Annotated in this window: 13 protein-coding genes; 2 read left to right on the top strand and 11 right to left on the bottom strand. The window is 68.9% G+C overall.

Going from position 1 to position 16533, the window contains the following annotated elements:
• Positions 1-2: 2 nt before the first annotated feature.
• Positions 3-1121: a winged helix DNA-binding domain-containing protein gene (locus WA670_RS36585; protein WP_336160825.1), complete on the top strand. Its 1119-nt coding sequence runs from the start codon at positions 3-5 to the stop codon at positions 1119-1121.
• Positions 1122-1143: 22 nt separating this feature from the next.
• Positions 1144-2094, top strand: coding sequence for a squalene cyclase (locus WA670_RS36580; protein ID WP_336160823.1), 951 nt, complete (start codon positions 1144-1146; stop codon positions 2092-2094).
• Here WA670_RS36580 and WA670_RS36575 read toward each other — a convergent pair.
• From WA670_RS36575 to WA670_RS36525, 11 genes are all read right to left on the bottom strand, one after another.
• Positions 2091-2705 (bottom strand): formylglycine-generating enzyme family protein, encoded by a 615-nt coding sequence (locus WA670_RS36575; protein WP_336160821.1) that lies wholly within the window; start codon positions 2703-2705, stop codon positions 2091-2093. The genes WA670_RS36580 and WA670_RS36575 overlap by 4 nt on opposite strands.
• A gap of 10 nt (positions 2706-2715) precedes the next feature.
• Positions 2716-3843, bottom strand: a complete 1128-nt coding sequence (locus tag WA670_RS36570) for a uroporphyrinogen-III synthase (protein ID WP_336160819.1) — start codon at positions 3841-3843, stop codon at positions 2716-2718.
• A complete protein-coding gene (gene nirD, locus WA670_RS36565; protein ID WP_370318216.1) occupies positions 3840-4172 on the bottom strand; it encodes a nitrite reductase small subunit NirD in 333 nt (110 codons plus the stop codon). The genes WA670_RS36570 and nirD overlap by 4 nt, the downstream gene beginning before the upstream one ends.
• The gene (nirB, locus tag WA670_RS36560; RefSeq protein WP_336160817.1) at positions 4169-6673 is read right to left on the bottom strand and encodes a nitrite reductase large subunit NirB; all 2505 of its coding nucleotides are present in this window, start codon (positions 6671-6673) and stop codon (positions 4169-4171) included. The genes nirD and nirB overlap by 4 nt, the downstream gene beginning before the upstream one ends.
• 1 nt (position 6674) lies before the next feature.
• On the bottom strand, positions 6675-8012 hold the full coding sequence (locus WA670_RS36555) for a nitrate/nitrite transporter (RefSeq protein ID WP_336160815.1): 1338 nt from the start codon (positions 8010-8012) through the stop codon (positions 6675-6677).
• 26 nt (positions 8013-8038) lie between these two features.
• On the bottom strand, positions 8039-9463 hold the full coding sequence (locus WA670_RS36550) for an FAD-dependent oxidoreductase (RefSeq protein ID WP_275295801.1): 1425 nt from the start codon (positions 9461-9463) through the stop codon (positions 8039-8041).
• On the bottom strand, positions 9460-11496 hold the full coding sequence (locus WA670_RS36545) for a molybdopterin oxidoreductase family protein (protein WP_336160813.1): 2037 nt from the start codon (positions 11494-11496) through the stop codon (positions 9460-9462). The genes WA670_RS36550 and WA670_RS36545 overlap by 4 nt, the downstream gene beginning before the upstream one ends.
• 115 nt (positions 11497-11611) lie before the next feature.
• Positions 11612-12409 (bottom strand): TIGR02569 family protein, encoded by a 798-nt coding sequence (locus WA670_RS36540; RefSeq protein WP_336160812.1) that lies wholly within the window; start codon positions 12407-12409, stop codon positions 11612-11614.
• 577 nt (positions 12410-12986) lie between these two features.
• Entirely contained in the window at positions 12987-14168 is a 1182-nt protein-coding gene (moeZ, locus tag WA670_RS36535) for an adenylyltransferase/sulfurtransferase MoeZ (RefSeq protein WP_037816386.1), read from the bottom strand.
• Between the two features lie 98 nt (positions 14169-14266).
• Entirely contained in the window at positions 14267-15439 is a 1173-nt protein-coding gene (locus WA670_RS36530; RefSeq protein ID WP_336160811.1) for a DUF3152 domain-containing protein, read from the bottom strand.
• An 80-nt stretch (positions 15440-15519) separates the two neighbouring features.
• Positions 15520-16533, bottom strand: coding sequence for an alpha/beta hydrolase (locus WA670_RS36525; protein ID WP_442893157.1), 1014 nt, complete (start codon positions 16531-16533; stop codon positions 15520-15522).

Here is a 16533-nt window from a genome sequence, read left to right as displayed (position 1 = left end):
GGATGCTGGAGGTGTCGCGCGAACAGGCGCTGGCGTACCGGATCGCCGAGCAGGGGCTGCACCGCTCCGTCGCCGATCCGTACGACCTGCCGCTGCTGGACCTGGGTCTGCAGGACAGCATGCGCGACACCGCTTTGCTCTCGCTGGCGGCCCGGATGCCTGGTCCGGTCACGCCGGAGTCTCTTGTGGACGATCAGCGGCTCGCCCTGGTGTGGTCGCACCGGGGCGCGCCGCATTTCCACCGGCGCGCGGATCTGCCGGAGCTGGCAGCCGCTTTAGTGCCCATCGGCGATCCGGACGCGCTGGCGCGGATGTTGTGGCAGAAGAAGGACATCCAGGCGGCAGCGGAGTCCCCAGTGGACATTGTGTTCACCACCGCGCGGGCGATCCGCAAGGTCGTCACCAAGCCGATGACCAAGGGGGCGGTGAGCGGGGAAATCACGAAGTTGTTGCCGCCCTCGTTCAGCCGGTGGTGCCGTGGCTGCAACGCCACTCACGTGCACGAACAGCTCATGCGTGTCGCTGCCCTCCACGGCGGAACGAGGCTCGAAGCCGGGCAGAGTCCGGCGACGCTCGCGCCGCTGGAAGGTCGCGGACGGATGTCCACGCGCCCGGTTCCGGCGGCGGTTTCGCGGGTGCTTGAGCAGTATTTGCGCTTCAACGGACCCGCGACGCCGGGCGACGCGGCCGGTTTCGTCGGCACCGCGAAGACGTGCATCAACGAAACGTGGCCTGCCGCGGTCACCGAGGTCAAAGTGGACAGTCGACGGGCCTTCATCCCGAATGACCGGCTGGCCGCGCTGGAGAACCCGCCGTCGCCTGCCGGAGTACGCCTGTTGCCGCCGCTCGATCCGTACACTCAGGGCCGCGACAAAGCCGTCCTCGTGCCGGACAAAGCACGGGCGAAAGAGGTGTGGAAAATTCTCGGCAGCCCGGGTGCGCTTTTGGTCGACGGCGAGATTCTGGGCACTTGGCGCATGAAGGCGTCCGGCAAACGGCTGACTTTCACGCTCGCCGAATTCGATCCGCTCCGCCGCCCGGACCGCGCGGCGGCCGAGGACGAGGCGGCCCGGGCCGCGACCGCGCGGGGTTACCAGGACTTTTCCGTGACCTGGGCTTGACCGGCGGGCTACAGTTTCTGACGTGCTGAAATGGCTGCTCGACTCCGACCCGGCGCTGCGCTGGCAGGTCGAACGTGACTTGGCGGACGCGCCGCCCGAGGTCTGGACGGCCACCCGGCACAAGATCGCGACCGAGGGCTTCGGCGCGCAGCTCCTCGCCCGGCAGGACCCGGACGGTCAGTGGGCGGGCGGTGCTTACTTCCCGGCGCGATTCACGCCCGGTCCCGATACCGGGCAGCCGTGGACAGCCACCACGTGGTCGCTCAATATGCTGCGGGAATGGGGAATGGATCCCGCGGTCTTGCGCGCCAATCGCACCGCTGAATTGCTCGCGGAGAATTCCCGGTGGGAATACGACGATTTACCGTACTGGGGCGGCGAGGTCGACGTCTGCATCAACGCCTGGACGATCGCGAACGGCGGCTGGCTCGGCGTCGACGTCTCCGGGCTCGCCCGCTGGTTCACCGAGCACCAGATGGCCGACGGCGGCTGGAACTGCGAATGGGTCGAGGACTCGAAGCGCTCGTCCTTCCACTCGACGCTGAACGCGGTGAAAGGCTTGCTCGCCTACGACATCGCGACCGGCGGGACCGACGAGACGCACGCCGCCCGCCGCGCCGGTGAGGAGTACCTGCTGAAGCGTCGTCTGCTCTATCGGCTTTCGACCGGCGAACAGGTGGCTCCCTGGGTCGACCACTTCGCGTACCCGACGCGGTGGCACTACAGCGCGATCAACGCCCTCGAATACTTCCGCGAAGCCGCCGTCGTGGACGACATTCCGCCCGACCCGCGCCTCGCCGACGCCGTGGAACGGGTTCGCGCCGCCCGGCAGCCAGACGGAACTTGGCTGCAGGACGGTCGACTGCCCGGCGACATGTGGTTCGAGGTCGACGTCCCGGCCGGCGAACCTTCGAAGTGGCTCACGTTGTACGGTGCCCGGATTCTGTCCTGGTGGGACTCCGCGCAGTCCTAACTGGACCGCGCGACGCGAAAGCCGACGTCGTCCACCCGGAACGTCGGGTGGCTCCGCCGACGCACCGACACCCGGACGCTCCAGTGCTCGTCCGCCCAGCCGCCGCCCTTGAGCACCCGGTACTCGCCGTAGACCGCCGGATCGTAGAGATCCCAGCACCAGTCCCACGTGTTGCCCAGCAGATCGTGAACACCCCAGGCGTTCGGACGCTTCTCGCCAGGCGGATGCAGCCGACCGCCGGAATTTCCTTCGTACCAGGCGATCTCGTCCAGGTCGCCGTACCTCGAACCCTCAGTTCCCGCGCGGCAGGCGTGTTCCCATTCGGCTTCAGTAGGCAGCCGGTAGCCGGACGCGGACCGGTCCCACGCCACTTCTCCGCCGTCAACGCGATACGCCGCTGCCAGTCCGTCCCGTTCGGACAGTGTGTTGCAGAACCGCACCGCGTCCAACCAGGACACCTCGACGGCGGGGAGACCATCGCCGCCGTCGTATTGCTCCTGGGTGACCGGGAACGCGCCAAGCTCGAAAGCGGGCACGTCGACTGTCCAACTGCGTTCTGTCCGCCGGTCGGTGAGCGTCACCGTTCCCGGCGGAATCGGGACCATCCGCACCGTGCCGAGGCTAGCCGATCGACGCTGGGGTGTCGCCGGGATTCACTGCCAGCCGGTACCCGCGCTTGACCACCGTCTGCACCACACCGGCACCGCCGAGAGACGTCCGCAACCGGCCGATCGCCGTCTCCACCGCGTGCGCCTCGCCGCCGGACGGAAGCTCGGCGGACAACTCCCGGCGCGCGACCACCCGGCCGGGCTGTCGCGCGAGCGCACGCAGAAGCGCCATCGGGGCCGGAGCGATCTCGCGCCATTCGCCGTCCACCAGCGCGCCGGTCCCGCGGATCTGCAATACATGTCCGGCGGCATACAGCGTCGGCGAGGCGGTGACCAAGGCGTCCGCGACCGTTCTCGCTAGCGCTCCGATCCGCGACCGTCTCGGTTGGACAGTCGGAATGCCGAGCGAAGCGAGCGGCGCGGCCGCGATCGGGCCTACGCACGCCACGACCACGCGGGTGCTCAACACCTCGATCAACGCAGCGAGCCGACCGGTCCGCCGCGCCATCGCGACCGTGGACGCGGCAGCGGGCGCACTCGTGAACGGCAACGCGTCGATCGTGCCTTCCAGGACCGCGTCCAACAGCCGGTCCAGCGGCCCCGGATCAGCCGGAGCCACCCAGCGGTACACCGGGATCTCGATCACCTCGGCACCCGCCTGCCGAAGAGTCTCCGCGAAGTACGGCAATGGCTCGCCGTGCAACTGCAACGCGATCCGTCGTCCGTCCACTCCGGACTGCGTGAGGTACTGCAACAGCTCCGCACTGCTCTCCGACGCGGGTGAGTAGTCCTCCGCCAACCCGGCCGTGCGCACCGCCCCGGCTGCCTTCGGACCGCGAGTGAGCAACGAGGCGTCCGACAGATGGTCCAGCACCTTTTCGCCGAGACCCCAGCCTTCCGCGGCCTCGATCCAGCCGCGGAAGCCGATCCCGGTCGTCGCGACCACGATGTCCACTGGGGATTCCAGCAACCGCATCGTCGCCGCGTGCAATTCGGTGTCGTCGGCCAGCGGCACGATCCGGATCGCCGGTCCGTACCGGACGGCCGCACCCTGGCGCACAAGCAGCGCGCCCAGCTCTTCAGCTCGGCGCGCTGCCGTGATTCCCACCGTGAACCCGGCCAACGGCCGGACGTCCGTCACGGCGAGCCCACCTCGATCACCCCGTCCCGTACGCGAACCGGATACACCGGCACCGAAACGCCTTCCGCGTCGAGACACGCGCCGCTGCGAAGCGAGAACCGTTCCTTGTAGACCGGCGACGCGACCACCGGCTCTCCCCCGGCGTCGCCGACGATCCCACGCGACAGCACCGCCGCGCCGCTGCACGGGTCCCAATTGGACAGTGCGTACCAGCCGTCTCCGGCGTGGAACACCGCGACCTGGTGGCCGTCGATCAGCGCCGCCGCTCCGGAGAACTCCGGGATCTCCGCCGCCGCGCACACCGCGGTCCAGGATGAAGTCATGGTCATCGCCGCACCTCCGGAACTCCCAGCAGCACCGGGATCTTCTGCTCCCGCTCCGCACGGAACGAGATCGACGGGTCCGGCGTCCCCGGCGCGTTCACGAACGAACTGAACCGCGCCAGCTTGTCCGGATCCTCCAACACTCCTCGCCATTCGTCGGTGTAACCCTCGATGTGTTTCGCCATCGCCGCGTCCAGGTCCTCGCAGATGCCGAGACTGTCGTCCACGATCACCGCACGCAGGTGGTCGAGCCCGCCGTCGAGCTCCTCGATCCACGGTGCCGTGCGCTGCAACCGATCCGCCGTGCGCACATAGAACATCAGGAACCGGTCAATCGTGCGCACCAGCGTTTCGGTGTCCACATCAGACACCAGCAGTTCCGCGTGTCGCGGCGTCGCTCCGCCATTGCCGCCGACGTAAAGGTTCCAACCGTGTTCGGTGGCGATCACGCCGAAGTCCTTGCCGCGCGCTTCGGCGCATTCGCGCGCACAACCCGATACTCCGGCCTTGATCTTGTGCGGCGACCGCAGTCCGCGATACCGCAGCTCCAGATCGATCGCCAGCCCCACACTGTCCTGCACCCCGTAGCGGCACCAGGTCGATCCGACACAGGATTTGACCGTCCGCAAAGACTTTCCGTACGCGTGCCCGGACTCGAAGCCCGCGTCGACCAGTCGCCGCCAGATGTCCGGCAGCTGGTCCACAGTGGCCCCGAACAGGTCGATCCGCTGTCCGCCGGTGATCTTCGTGTACAGCCCGAAATCCTGCGCGACCTGAGCGATCACCATCAGTTTCTCCGGCGTGATCTCGCCGCCGGGAATCCGCGGCACCACCGAATAGCTGCCGTTGCGCTGCATGTTCGCCAGGAACCGGTCGTTCGTGTCCTGTAGCGCCGCCTGCTCGCCGCCGAGAATGTGCCCGTTGCCCAGCGTCGCCAGAATCGACGCCACCGCGGGCTTGCAAACCGCACAACCCGTCCCGGTGCCGTACCGGCTCACTACCTCGCTGAACGTCGTCATTTGCGTCGCACGGATGATCTCGAACAGCTCCGCACGAGACTGCGTGAAGTGTTCGCACAACGCCTTCGACTGCTCGACGCCGCACGCGTTCAGCAGCTTCGCCAGCATCGGCACGCACGAGCCGCATGACGTTCCCGCGCGCGTGCACGCCTTCAGCTTCCCGACCGAATCACAACCGTCCTCAGTGATCGCCCGGGTCAGCGCGCCCTTGGAAACCCCGTTGCACGAACAGACCTGCGCCTCGTCCGGCAACGCGTCCACGCCGACCGCCGCACCGCCGCCGGCCGGGGCGAGCAACGCGCCCGGGTCGGCGGGCAGCGGACGGCCGACCAACGCCCGCAGCGTGTTGTACTCCGCCGCGTCGCCGACCAGGACCCCGCCGAGCAGCGTCCGGCCGTCGTCGGTCACCACGAGCTTCTTGTAGGTCCCGGCCACGGCGTCGTTCACCGCGACTTCCAGCGCTCCTTCGGTGACGGCGTGCGCGTCGCCGAAGCTGGCGACGTCCACGCCCATCAGCTTCAGCTTCGTCGCGGTGTCCGGTTCGGGGAAGCTCGCCGTCGTGCCGGCGAGCTGCGCCGCGACCACCTCAGCCATCGCGTATCCCGGCGCGACGATGCCGTACACCCGGCCCTCGACCGCCGCGCACTCGCCGATCGCGTACACCGACGAATCGCTGGTCCGGCACGTCGCGTCGACCAGCACGCCGCCGCGCTCGCCAACGTCCAAACCGGACTCGCGAGCCAAGTCGTCCCGAGGACGGACCCCGGCGGAGAAGACCACCAGGTCGACGTCCAACTCCGTGCCGTTGCCCAACCGAGCCAGCAACCGCGTACCGTCCGCCTCGATCGCATCCGTCGAGGTTCCGGTGTGGACAGTCACGTCAAGGTCGGCGATCAGCCGTCGCAACAGACCGCCGCCGCCATCGTCGACCTGCAATGGCATCAACCGCGGTGCCATCTCCACCACGTGCGGCGACAACCCCATGTCCCGCAATGCCTTCGCTGCTTCGAGACCGAGGAGACCGCCACCGATCACCATCGCTGCACGACGGCCGCGACCCTGCCGTTCTGCGGCGGCCCGAATCGCGTCGAGGTCTTCGATCGTCCGGTACACGAACACACCCGGCAGATCCCGCCCCGGCACCGGCGGCACGAACGGACGCGAACCGGTCGCCAGCACCAGCGAGTCATACGACTCGACATGTCCGGACGCCGTCGTCACCGTCTTGGCTTCACGATCCACCGACACGACGACTTCGCCGAGCCGAAGGTCGACCGTGTCGTCGTCCGCGTAGTCCGATCCCGGCAACGCCAACGCGGCCGGATCCCAGCTGTCCACATAGGAGGTCAGCGCGACCCGGTCGTAAGCGGGACGGTTCTCCTCGCCGAAGACAACGACCCGCCACTCGCCCGCCTTGTCCGCCGCGCGAAGTGCCTCCACGAACCGGTGCGCGACCATGCCGTGCCCGGCAACCACCACTGTGGGCATTTCAGACCTCCGCTCCTGCCAACGCCACCTGCGCGCGCACCGCTGGCTTGCGCAGATAGCCGAACCACGTCACACCCACGCACACCGCGTAGAAGACCAGGAATCCGACGAACGCGGGAACGCCGCTGTGCGCTTCGGCGAACGACTGCCGGAACGCGAGGTTGATGAACAACCCGCCCAGCGCACCGATCGCACCGGCCAGCCCGATCAACGCGCCGGACAGCCGCCGCGCGTTGCGCAGTTCCGCCGTCGCGTCCGCACCAGCCTGAATCGCCGCCTGTGCCTTCACCTGGAAGATCGCCGGGATCATCTTGTACGTCGATCCGTTGCCGATTCCGGTGAGCACGAATAAAACGATGAACGCGGCGGTAAATGTCGCCAGCGAGTCCGCCGAGGAAGCCAGCACCAGCACCACGGTCGCCAACGCCATCGCGCCGAACGTCGCGAAGGTGACGCGGCCGCCGCCGATGCGGTCCGACAGCCATCCGCCGATCGGCCGGGACAGCGAACCCAGCAGCGGACCGAGGAACGTCACCGCGGCCGCCTGCAACGGCGTCCGGCCGAACTGGTTCTGCAGCACCAAACCGAAGGCGAAGCTGTAGCCGATGAAGGAACCGAACGTGCCGACGTACAGCAGCGACATGACCCAGGTGTGTCCATAACGGACTACCTCGCGCATCGCTTTGGTGTCCCCGCGAACGCTGGCCAAGTTGTCCATGAACAACGCGGCGCAGGTGGCGGCGATGACGATCAGGGGAAGGTAGATGTAGAGCACCAATCGCGGCGCGGTCGCACCAGCGGTGCCGATGACGAGAAGTCCGACGAGCTGAATCACCGCGACACCGAGGTTTCCGCCGCCGGCGTTCAACCCGAGTGCCCAGCCTTTGTGCCGTTCGGGATAGAAGGTGTTGATGTTCGTCATCGACGAAGCGAAGTTGCCGCCACCGACGCCGCCGAGCGCGGCCATCAGCACGAAGGTGCCCAGCGAGGTACCCGGGTGCAGCACGATGGCGGTCAGCACCGTCGGAATGAGCAGCAGCACCGCGCTGATGACTGTCCAATTGCGACCGCCGAAGCGCGCGACCGCGAAGGTGTACGGGATCCGCATGATCGCGCCGACCACCGTCGGGGTGGAGACGAGCAGGAATTTGTCCGCCGCGCTGAACCCGTAGGCCGGGCCCATGAACAGCACCACGACCGACCACAGTGTCCAGATCGAGAAGCCGATGTGCTCGGAGAACACGGAAAACCACAGATTGCGCCGGGCGACGCGCTTGCCGGTCGATTCCCAGAACTCGTCGTCCTCGGGATCCCAGTGCTCGATCCAACGGCGGGTCATGGCGTCCTCCTCGTTACGGGGGGCGGTCATTGCGCGGCCAGCCAGTCCGCGACCGCGCCGACCGTGTCGCGGCAGCTGCCGCATCCCGTGGTCGCGCGGGTGGTGCGGGCGAGTGCGGCAGCGTCGGTGGCGCCACCCCGCCAGGCTTCGATCAGCCGGCCTTTGGTCACCGCGTTGCAGCGGCAGATCACTGTGGACGAAGGAAGATCCGCCGGGCTCGCCGCCGTTGGCGCACCCGCGGGCAGCGCACGGCCGAGCAGCACCGCGAGCCGGTCTTCGGGGACCGGCGTGCCTCGGTCGTGCAGCTGCGTCACGGTCGCCGCCGCGTCCGGCAGGCCGAGCAGGATCGCGCCGGTCACGCGGTCGCCGCGGACGACGAGCTTGCCGTACCTGCCGCCGGACGGATCGTCGAAGGTCACGACCTCGGCCGCGGCGTCCTCGCTGGTCACCTGCGTTTCGCCGAGCGCGGCGAGGTCGATGTCGCGGGCTTTGAGCCGGGTCACCGTGCGGGTGCCGCGATAGCGTGCCGTGGCGTCCGAGCCGGTGAGCAGGTCCGCGAGCACCGCGGCCTGTTCCCACGCGGGCTGCACCAATCCCGGCGGCGCACCCGGGTGTCGAGCGCAGTCGCCCAGTGCGTGGATCCGGCCGTCGCTGGTCCGGAGCAGATCGTCCACCAGGATTCCGCGGTCCACCGCGAGCCCGGCGGCTTCGGCGAGCGACGTCTCCGGGCGCACTCCCGCCGCGACGACCACCAGGTCAGCGGGAACGAAGCTGCCGTCATCGAGTTTGAGACCGTCTCCGGGCAGGTGCCGAGCGGCCGTCACCTCGAATCGGAACGTGACGCCCAGCTCCGCCAACCGCCGCGCCAGCACCCGGCCGGCGCCGGAATCCAGCTGCCGTTCCAGCACATGCGGCTGCGGATGCACCACCGTGACGTTCGCTCCGCGTCCGGCCAGCCCTCGTGCGGCTTCCAAGCCAAGCAACCCGCCGCCGAGCACCGCAACCGGCGCGCCCGGACGTGCGGCGTCCACGATGCGCGCGCAGTCGTCCAGCGTGCGGAACGCCACGACCTCCGGTCCGAGTTCGAGCCCTTCCACCGGCGGCAGCCAGGGCGCGGCTCCGGTCGCGAGGACGACCGCGTCGTAAGGGAAATCCTCGTCTTCGGTGCAGACGACCCGGCGCATCGGGTCGATCCGCGTCACCCGCGTTCCGAGCCGCAAATCGACTCGCGTCTGCGCGGCCCACTCGGAATCGTGCAGCCGCACCGTGTCCGGGCTCATCCCGCCAGCGACCACAGTGGACAGCAGCACCCGGTTGTAGGCCGGATGCGCCTCCTCGCCGAGCACGGTCAGCCGTACCCGGTCGCCTTCCGGATCGCGCCGCCGGATCTCGTCCGCGAGCCGGGCCCCGGCCATCCCGTAACCGATGACGACGACGTTCCGCGCGCTCATGCTTCCGCCTTCGCCAACGACACCGCGCACACCTTGAACTCCGGCATCCGGCTCACCGGGTCCAGCGCCGGGTTGGTCACCAGATTCGCCCGCGCCGCACCGGGAAAGTGGAACGGCAGGAAGACGAGGTCCGCCCGCATTGACGGCACACACCGCACCAGCGCGACGGTCTCCCCGCGCCGCGACCGCACCACCGCGTGGTCTCCGTCGGCCAGCCCGGACCGCGCCGCGGTATCCGGATGCACCTCGACGAACGCCTCCGGCACGACCGCCGTCAACTCCGCGATCCGGCGAGTCTGCGCACCGGATTGGTAGTGCTGCAACACTCGTCCAGTCGTCGCCTGCAACGGAAAAACCTCGTCCGGCAGTTCCGCGGGTCCACTGTGGTCAACCTCGGCGAACCGCGCCCGGCCGTCTGGATGCGCGAATCCGTCGAGGAACATTCGCGGCGTGCCCAGGTGGGTCTCGTCCAGCACCGGCCAGTGCAATGCTTCCCCGGAACGCAGCCGTTGGTAAGTCACCCCGGAGTAGTCCGCGGCTCCACCCTTCGACGCGGCTCGCAGCTCCTCGAAGACTTCCACCGCCTCGTCGGGAAAACTTTCCGCAGGCTGTCCAATTCGGACCGCGAGATCCCGCAACAGCGACAGATCGCTTCGTACTCCGTCCGGCGGCTCAATCGACCTTTGCCGCAAGAGGACTCGGCCCTCGAGGTTGGTCAACGTGCCCTCCTCTTCGGCCCACTGCGGGACCGGGAACACCACGTCGGCCAGCTCCGCGGTTTCCGAGAGGACAAAGTCCGCCACCACGAGAAGATCCAGTCCGGCCAACCGTTCCTGCACCCGGGACGAGCGCGGAGCCGACACGACCGGATTGCTTCCGAACACCAGCAGGGCCTTGATTGAATCGCCCAGCGCGTCGAGCAACTCGACCGCGGAACGCCCCGGCCCCGGCAAGCTTTCCGGCGGTACACCCCAGACCTCGGCAACATGCGCACGCGCCGCCGGGTCGTCGATCTTGCGATAGCCCGGCAGTTGGTCTGCCTTCTGCCCGTGCTCGCGTCCGCCCTGGCCGTTGCCTTGTCCGGTCAGGCACCCGAAGCCAGATCCGGCACGCCCGGGCAAACCGAGTGCGAGCGCGAGATTGATCCACCCGCCGACCGTCGCGGTTCCGGACGCGTGCTGTTCGGTCCCGCGCCCAGTAAGCACATACGCGTTGCGAGCCCGGGCGAGCATTTCCGCGGCCTGCCGCTGGTCCGCGGCCGAGACCCCGGTGACCCGCTCGACCCGTTCCGGCCACCAGGTCGCGGCGATGCGCCACATTTCGTCGAACCCGGACGTCCGAAGATCCACATAGGACTTGTCCAGGTGTCCTTCGGCGACGACCGCGTGGAGAATTCCCAACGCCAGTGCAAGATCCGTTCCTGGTGCCGGGGCGAGGTGCAGCGCAGCCCGCTCGGCGGTCGGCGTGCGGCGCGGGTCGATGACGATCAGTTCCGCGCTCTCCAGATGCTGCATGAACGGCGGCATCGTCTCGGCCGGGTTCGCCCCGGCGAGCAGGACGACGTCCGCGTTCGCGAGATCGGTTACCGGGAACGGGAGTCCACGGTCGACGCCGAATGCGTGCATCCCGGCCGCGGCGGCGGAGGACATGCAGAATCGGCCGTTGTAGTCGATTTGCGACGTTCCGAGCGCGACCCGGGCGAATTTCCCGAGCAGATAAGCCTTTTCGTTCGTAAGCCCGCCGCCGCCGAACACAGCGACCGAATCCGCACCGTGTTCGCGGCGCGAGGCAAGCAGTCGGTCCGCGACGAAATCCAGTGCCTCGTCCCAGGAAACCGGCTGGAGTTCGCCGTCTCGGCGGAGCAGCGGCGAGGTCAGGCGTGCGCCGGATTCCAGCAGGGCGCCGGCGGTCCAGCCTTTCTGGCACAGGCCGCCCGCGTTGACCGGGAAGTTCCTTGGGGTGACCCGGGTCTCATCCAGGCGCATCCCGCACTGCAGGGCGCAGTACGGGCAATGTGTGTCGACGTGCGGCACAGGCGCTCCTCGGGTCGGCGATGACCCGACGGTAAGGACGCTGTGTTACCTCGACGTGCCGGAATGTTTCGGGCAGTTGACATTGCCCGCCGTCATGGCGGAGGCGCGCAGTGAGTCAGAGGATCGCGCTGACCTCGCGGGCCGCCGCGCGCAGGCCGTCCAACGCGGCGTTCGTGGACCTGGGGTCGAGTGCGTGCGAGGCGAGACGGAAGAGGATGGCGCGCAGCAGGAGCTGGGGCCATTCGGGGAGGTGGGCCCAGCGCTCCAGGAGAGCTCCGGTCGCGCCGCCCCAGATCAGCGAGTCGACCGCGGCGATCGCGGCACCCCATTCGCCTGGGCGGTAGTACGGGACGAAATCGACCACGCCGGGAGCTTCGTCACCGTCGAAGAGCAGACCCGCCAGGAGTTCGCCGTGCGCGACCTGGTGCGGGAGTTTGATCGGACGGCGGGCCGGGGCGAGGATTTCGAACCAGCGGCCGCCTTTTTCCTCCGACAGCGGGCGGTCTAGTTCTTCCCAGGCGATCCGGTCGGCTACCGCGTCGATGTCGTCGCGGGCGGAGAGGAAGTCCGGCCTGGGGAGGTCTGCGGTGGTCCGGTGGAGGCGTACCGCGGCGAGAACCGCTTCGTCACAGCGGTGTTCGGCGGTGCCAGGGAGGTAGCGCCAGGCCGACCAGTCCCCGACGATCCAGCGGCCGTCTCGTGAGCGGACCGGTTTGGCGATGCGGAGGCCGGGGTCCTCGGCGAAGTCCAGGGCTCGGGCGGTCCAGAGGGCTTGGGAGCGGTCGGTGACGCGTTTGAAGACCACGTCGCCGGCGTGCCAGGTTTCGGAGTCCGGGAGGAGGGTGATGGCGTCGGCGTCGCTGCCGAACGCGTTGCAGACGCGTTCGGTGGGGCGTTCGAGGGTTGACCGCACAAAGGGGGAGGTTACCCCGGGGGCGGTCGGATTATGGGGGAGACTCGCTGGTCGTTGGGCGGCTCGTCGCCTGGCGGCGACATTGCTTTCTGGCGTGCGGTGGGCACCCCGAAGCTTGATTGTGCTGACGGTCTGGGGTGGCTTGTCAAGGCGGGAAAGATGCCTTGACAAGCCACCCCAGACCGCAGGAGAGCTTCGTATCGGGGTGCGGGGGTGGTGTGGGTGCACCGACAGTTGAGTGCACCGGCGGCGGTTTCTCGCAGTGTGGGGCTAGCGCCCCAATGTGGCATTGGGTGCATCTGACGCACCCAATGTGGCGTTCGGTGCGTGGGACGCAACCAATGCCACATTGGGGCGGCATCCCGAGCGGGCACGGGGCGAGCGGGCGGGCCGTGAAGGGCTCCTTGAGGGAATCCAGGTCCGTGAAGGGGTCCCTCACGGACCGTCGGCTGGTCGTGAGGGGAACCCTCACGGAATCAGAGTTCCTCAGGGTGGCCCTCACGTCACCAAAAAAGCCGTGAAGGGCTCCTTCAGGGAATCTAAGTCCCTCAAGGAGCCCTTCACGGCCAAACGGTGCTCAGTAAGTCGGCAGGCTCGGGTCGATCTGCCGTGCCCAAGCCAGGACTCCGCCGCCTAGGTGGGTGGCGTCCTTGAAGCCTGCTGCGTGCAGCGCGGCCAGTGCCTCGGCCGAGCGGGCGCCGGACTTGCAGTGCAGGACGATGGGCTTGTCCTGCGGCAACTCCGCCAATGCCTCGCCGGACAGGATGCGGTCCTTCGGGATCAGCGTGGCGCCCTTGATGTTGACGATCTCGTACTCGTGCGGTTCGCGGACGTCGATCAGGGCGAAGTCCTCGCCCGCGTCGAACTTGGCCTTCAGTTCCGCCGGGGTCAGCGTGCTGCCCGAGGCGGCCGAGGCGGCTTCGTCCGACACGACGCCGCAGAAGGCTTCGTAGTCGATCAGTTCGGTGATCTTCGGGGTCTCCGGGTCCTTGCGGATCTTGACCTCGCGGTACTTCATCTCCAGCGCGTCATAGGAGATCAACCGCCCGAGGAGCGGCTCTCCGATGCCGGTGATGAGCTTGATCGCCTCGGTCACCATGATCGAGCCGATCGACGCGCACAGCACGCCCAGTACGCCGCCTTCGGAGCAGGACGGGACCATGCCGGGGGGCGGCGGCTCGGGGTAGAGGTCCCGGTAGTTGAGGCCCTTGCCGTTCGGGGCGTCCTCCCAGAAGACGCTCACCTGGCCTTCGAACCGGAAGATCGAGCCCCACACATACGGCTTGCCCGCCAGCACCGCCGCGTCGTTGACCAGGTAGCGCGTGGCGAAGTTGTCCGTGCCGTCGAGGATCAGGTCGTACTGGTTGAAGATCTCCAGCGCGTTCGCCGATTCCAGGCGCTCGGTGTGCAGGTGCACCTTCACCAGCGGGTTGATCTCGGCGATCGATTCCTGCGCCGACGCGGCCTTGAGCTTGCCGAGGTCGGACTGGCCGTGGATCACCTGGCGCTGCAGGTTGGATTCGTCGACGACGTCGAAGTCGATGATGCCGAGCGTGCCCACGCCGGCGGCCGCCAGGTACAGCAGCGCCGGGCTTCCGAGGCCGCCCGCACCGATGACCAGGACCTTCGCGTTCTTCAACCGCTTCTGCCCGACCACCCCGACGTCCGGGATGATCAGGTGACGGCTGTACCGGGCCACCTCTTCCTTGGTGAGCTCGGCTGCCGGCTCGACGAGCGGCGGCAGTGCCGTGTCTGACATCGGGTCCTCCATACTCGCGCGGGTCGCGTAGTCGATCCCAGTATGTTCAACGCCCGCCCGCAAGAGACACTTCCCTGCTCTCAGATCGTGGGACGTTGTTACGGGCCCTGCGGAGTCGGGTTCGGCCACCCGTTCGGCTTGCACACGTGGTGGTCCGCGGCGACCTTGCCCTTGTCGCCGCCGGGGATGTCGTTGAGCTTCGCGACGTAGTCGTCCGCGACGCCGAACGTCTGCTGCATCATCACCGGGGCCGGTTTGCCGTCTCCGGGACAGCCCACGTGATGGTTGCCCAGCGCGTGCCCGACCTCGTGGTTGATGGCGTACTGCCGGTACCCCGTCATGTCCGGGCCGTAGGCCTTCGCGCCGCGCACCCAGCGCGACAGGTTGATCAGCACCCGGCCCATGCTGCTCCGGTAGCACGAGGCCTCGAATTTGATCTGGAACCCGCACGCGTCCGGCCGGTGCGTGGTGTCCGGCGTGGTGAGGCTCACCCGGAAGGTCGGGTTCGGATAGCTCGCGTCGACCCGCTGCAGCCGGAGCTCGCCATTCCAGGTCCAGCTGCGCGGATCGGACAGAATGCCCTGCACCGCGGTGCCGAAGCTGTCGTCGCCCGCGTAACTGGCCGGGTCGATGCCGTCCTCGACCTCGACGGTGTAGGTGTAGAGCTTCCCACCCTTGCCCACGACGTCGCCGGACCCCGGCACGACGTGCCAGGTGCCCTTGCCCGTCTGCGTGTAAGGGCCGCCGGCGGGCAGATCCGCGGTGGGCACGTTGAGGTCCACCGGCTGCGCGGGGTTCTCCGGGATGCCGCCGCCGCTGTCGATCGCGCCGGAGGACGTGTCGCCGGACGCGACCTCGCCGCTGCTGCCGGCGACCCCGGCGTCGGACGGGCCGGAGGCGGTGTTGACCGCGACCAGCACGGTGATCACGGCCAGGATCGGCAGCGCGTACACGCGCCAGCCGTAGGTCTTCACGAATCGCGCGAACGGCGACTGCTTCTTCTTCGGCGTTGGGCGCTTCTCGGAGCCGCCGTCCTTGGGTTTCCAGGAGGCGGCGAGCGGCTCGGCGCTGGTGCGGCGTCCGCCCGGCCGGTACCGGTCGTCGCCCACGCGCTGGGCGGGCTTGCGCGCGGGCCGGTACTGGCCGACGCGCGGAGAGTCGGCCTCCGCATCGCCGGAGCCCGCCGACCCCGAGGACGCTGAACGCCGGGCCGACCCGGCGGTCGGGCCCCGCCGGTCCTTCGCTCGCGCGTCCTGCTTCAGCCGGTCCACCGACCCAGGGTGCCACACGACGGCGACGTTCCCGGCAGCGACTGGCGGGCTCCCCGGCGATCCGCGGTCCCCCGTCCGGGCTACCAGGAGCCCTTGTCCGCGCCCTCCCACAGACCCAGCACGGCCTTGGCCACCACGTGCGGACGTTCCATCTGCGCAACGTGTCCGGTGCGCGGGAGGACCAGCATCCGGGCGTGCGGAATCGTCTGCGCGGTCCGCAGCGCGCGCTTGACCGAGATCACCCGGTCGTGGAGACCCCAGACGACCAGCGTCGGGGCCTGGACCTGTTTGGCGACCGACCACAGCGACGCGGCACCGAGCGCGGTCCAGCGCCGGAAGATGCCGAACGTGCTGCGCTCCATCGCGGCCAGCGCCCACGGGAACCCGGCGCGCGCGGCGTGCTCCTCGACCAGTTCGTCCAGCCGGGCGTCCGGGAAGCGGGACGGATCGTGGAAGCACAGCTTGATGACCTGCGCGGCGCGTTCGCGGGCGGTCATCCCGGCCATCCGGCGGCGCACCCGCGCCCCGACCACCGGGAGGTAGGCCAGCGCCATCAGCGGATCGGACAGCCTGCGCGGGTCCGGGCGGCGGTCCGGCATCGCCGGGGAAATCAGGGTGAGAGTTCTCACCAGCTCCGGCCGCCGCGCCGCGACCAGCAGCGAGATCGCGCCGCCCATCGAGTTGCCGAGCAGATGCACCGGCTCGCCGAGCCGTTCCAGCCTGCTCGCGATGACGTCGGCGTGGTCGTCGAGGCTGTAGGCGAATCCTTCCGCGGGCTCCGAATAGCCGAATCCGGGCAGGTCAACGGCCTGTCCGGCCGCGGTCGGGGCGAGCAGCGCGGCGAGGTCGGTCCAGTTCGTGGACGACCCGCCGAGCCCGTGCACGTACACCGCGGGCGTGCCGTCCGGACCGGGCGTGTGCCGGATGTGGAGGCCGTCCTCGACCGTTCCCGGCCAGGCAGGCAGCGCCCCGTCGAGCGGCGGAAGGGGCGTAGTCGACAATGGCACCTGGGTCACCGGCGGGCGGACCGCCGCCGCGGCGGCGGGGCGGGAGGTCGTGGTGGTCACCGGTCCAGGATGCCTGACCCTTGGCAT

Origin of the sequence: Amycolatopsis sp. VC5-11 (assembly GCF_037034185.1) — a bacterium.
Classification (GTDB): domain Bacteria; phylum Actinomycetota; class Actinomycetes; order Mycobacteriales; family Pseudonocardiaceae; genus Amycolatopsis; species Amycolatopsis nivea.
This window is presented reverse-complemented; position numbering and strand designations above follow the sequence as displayed.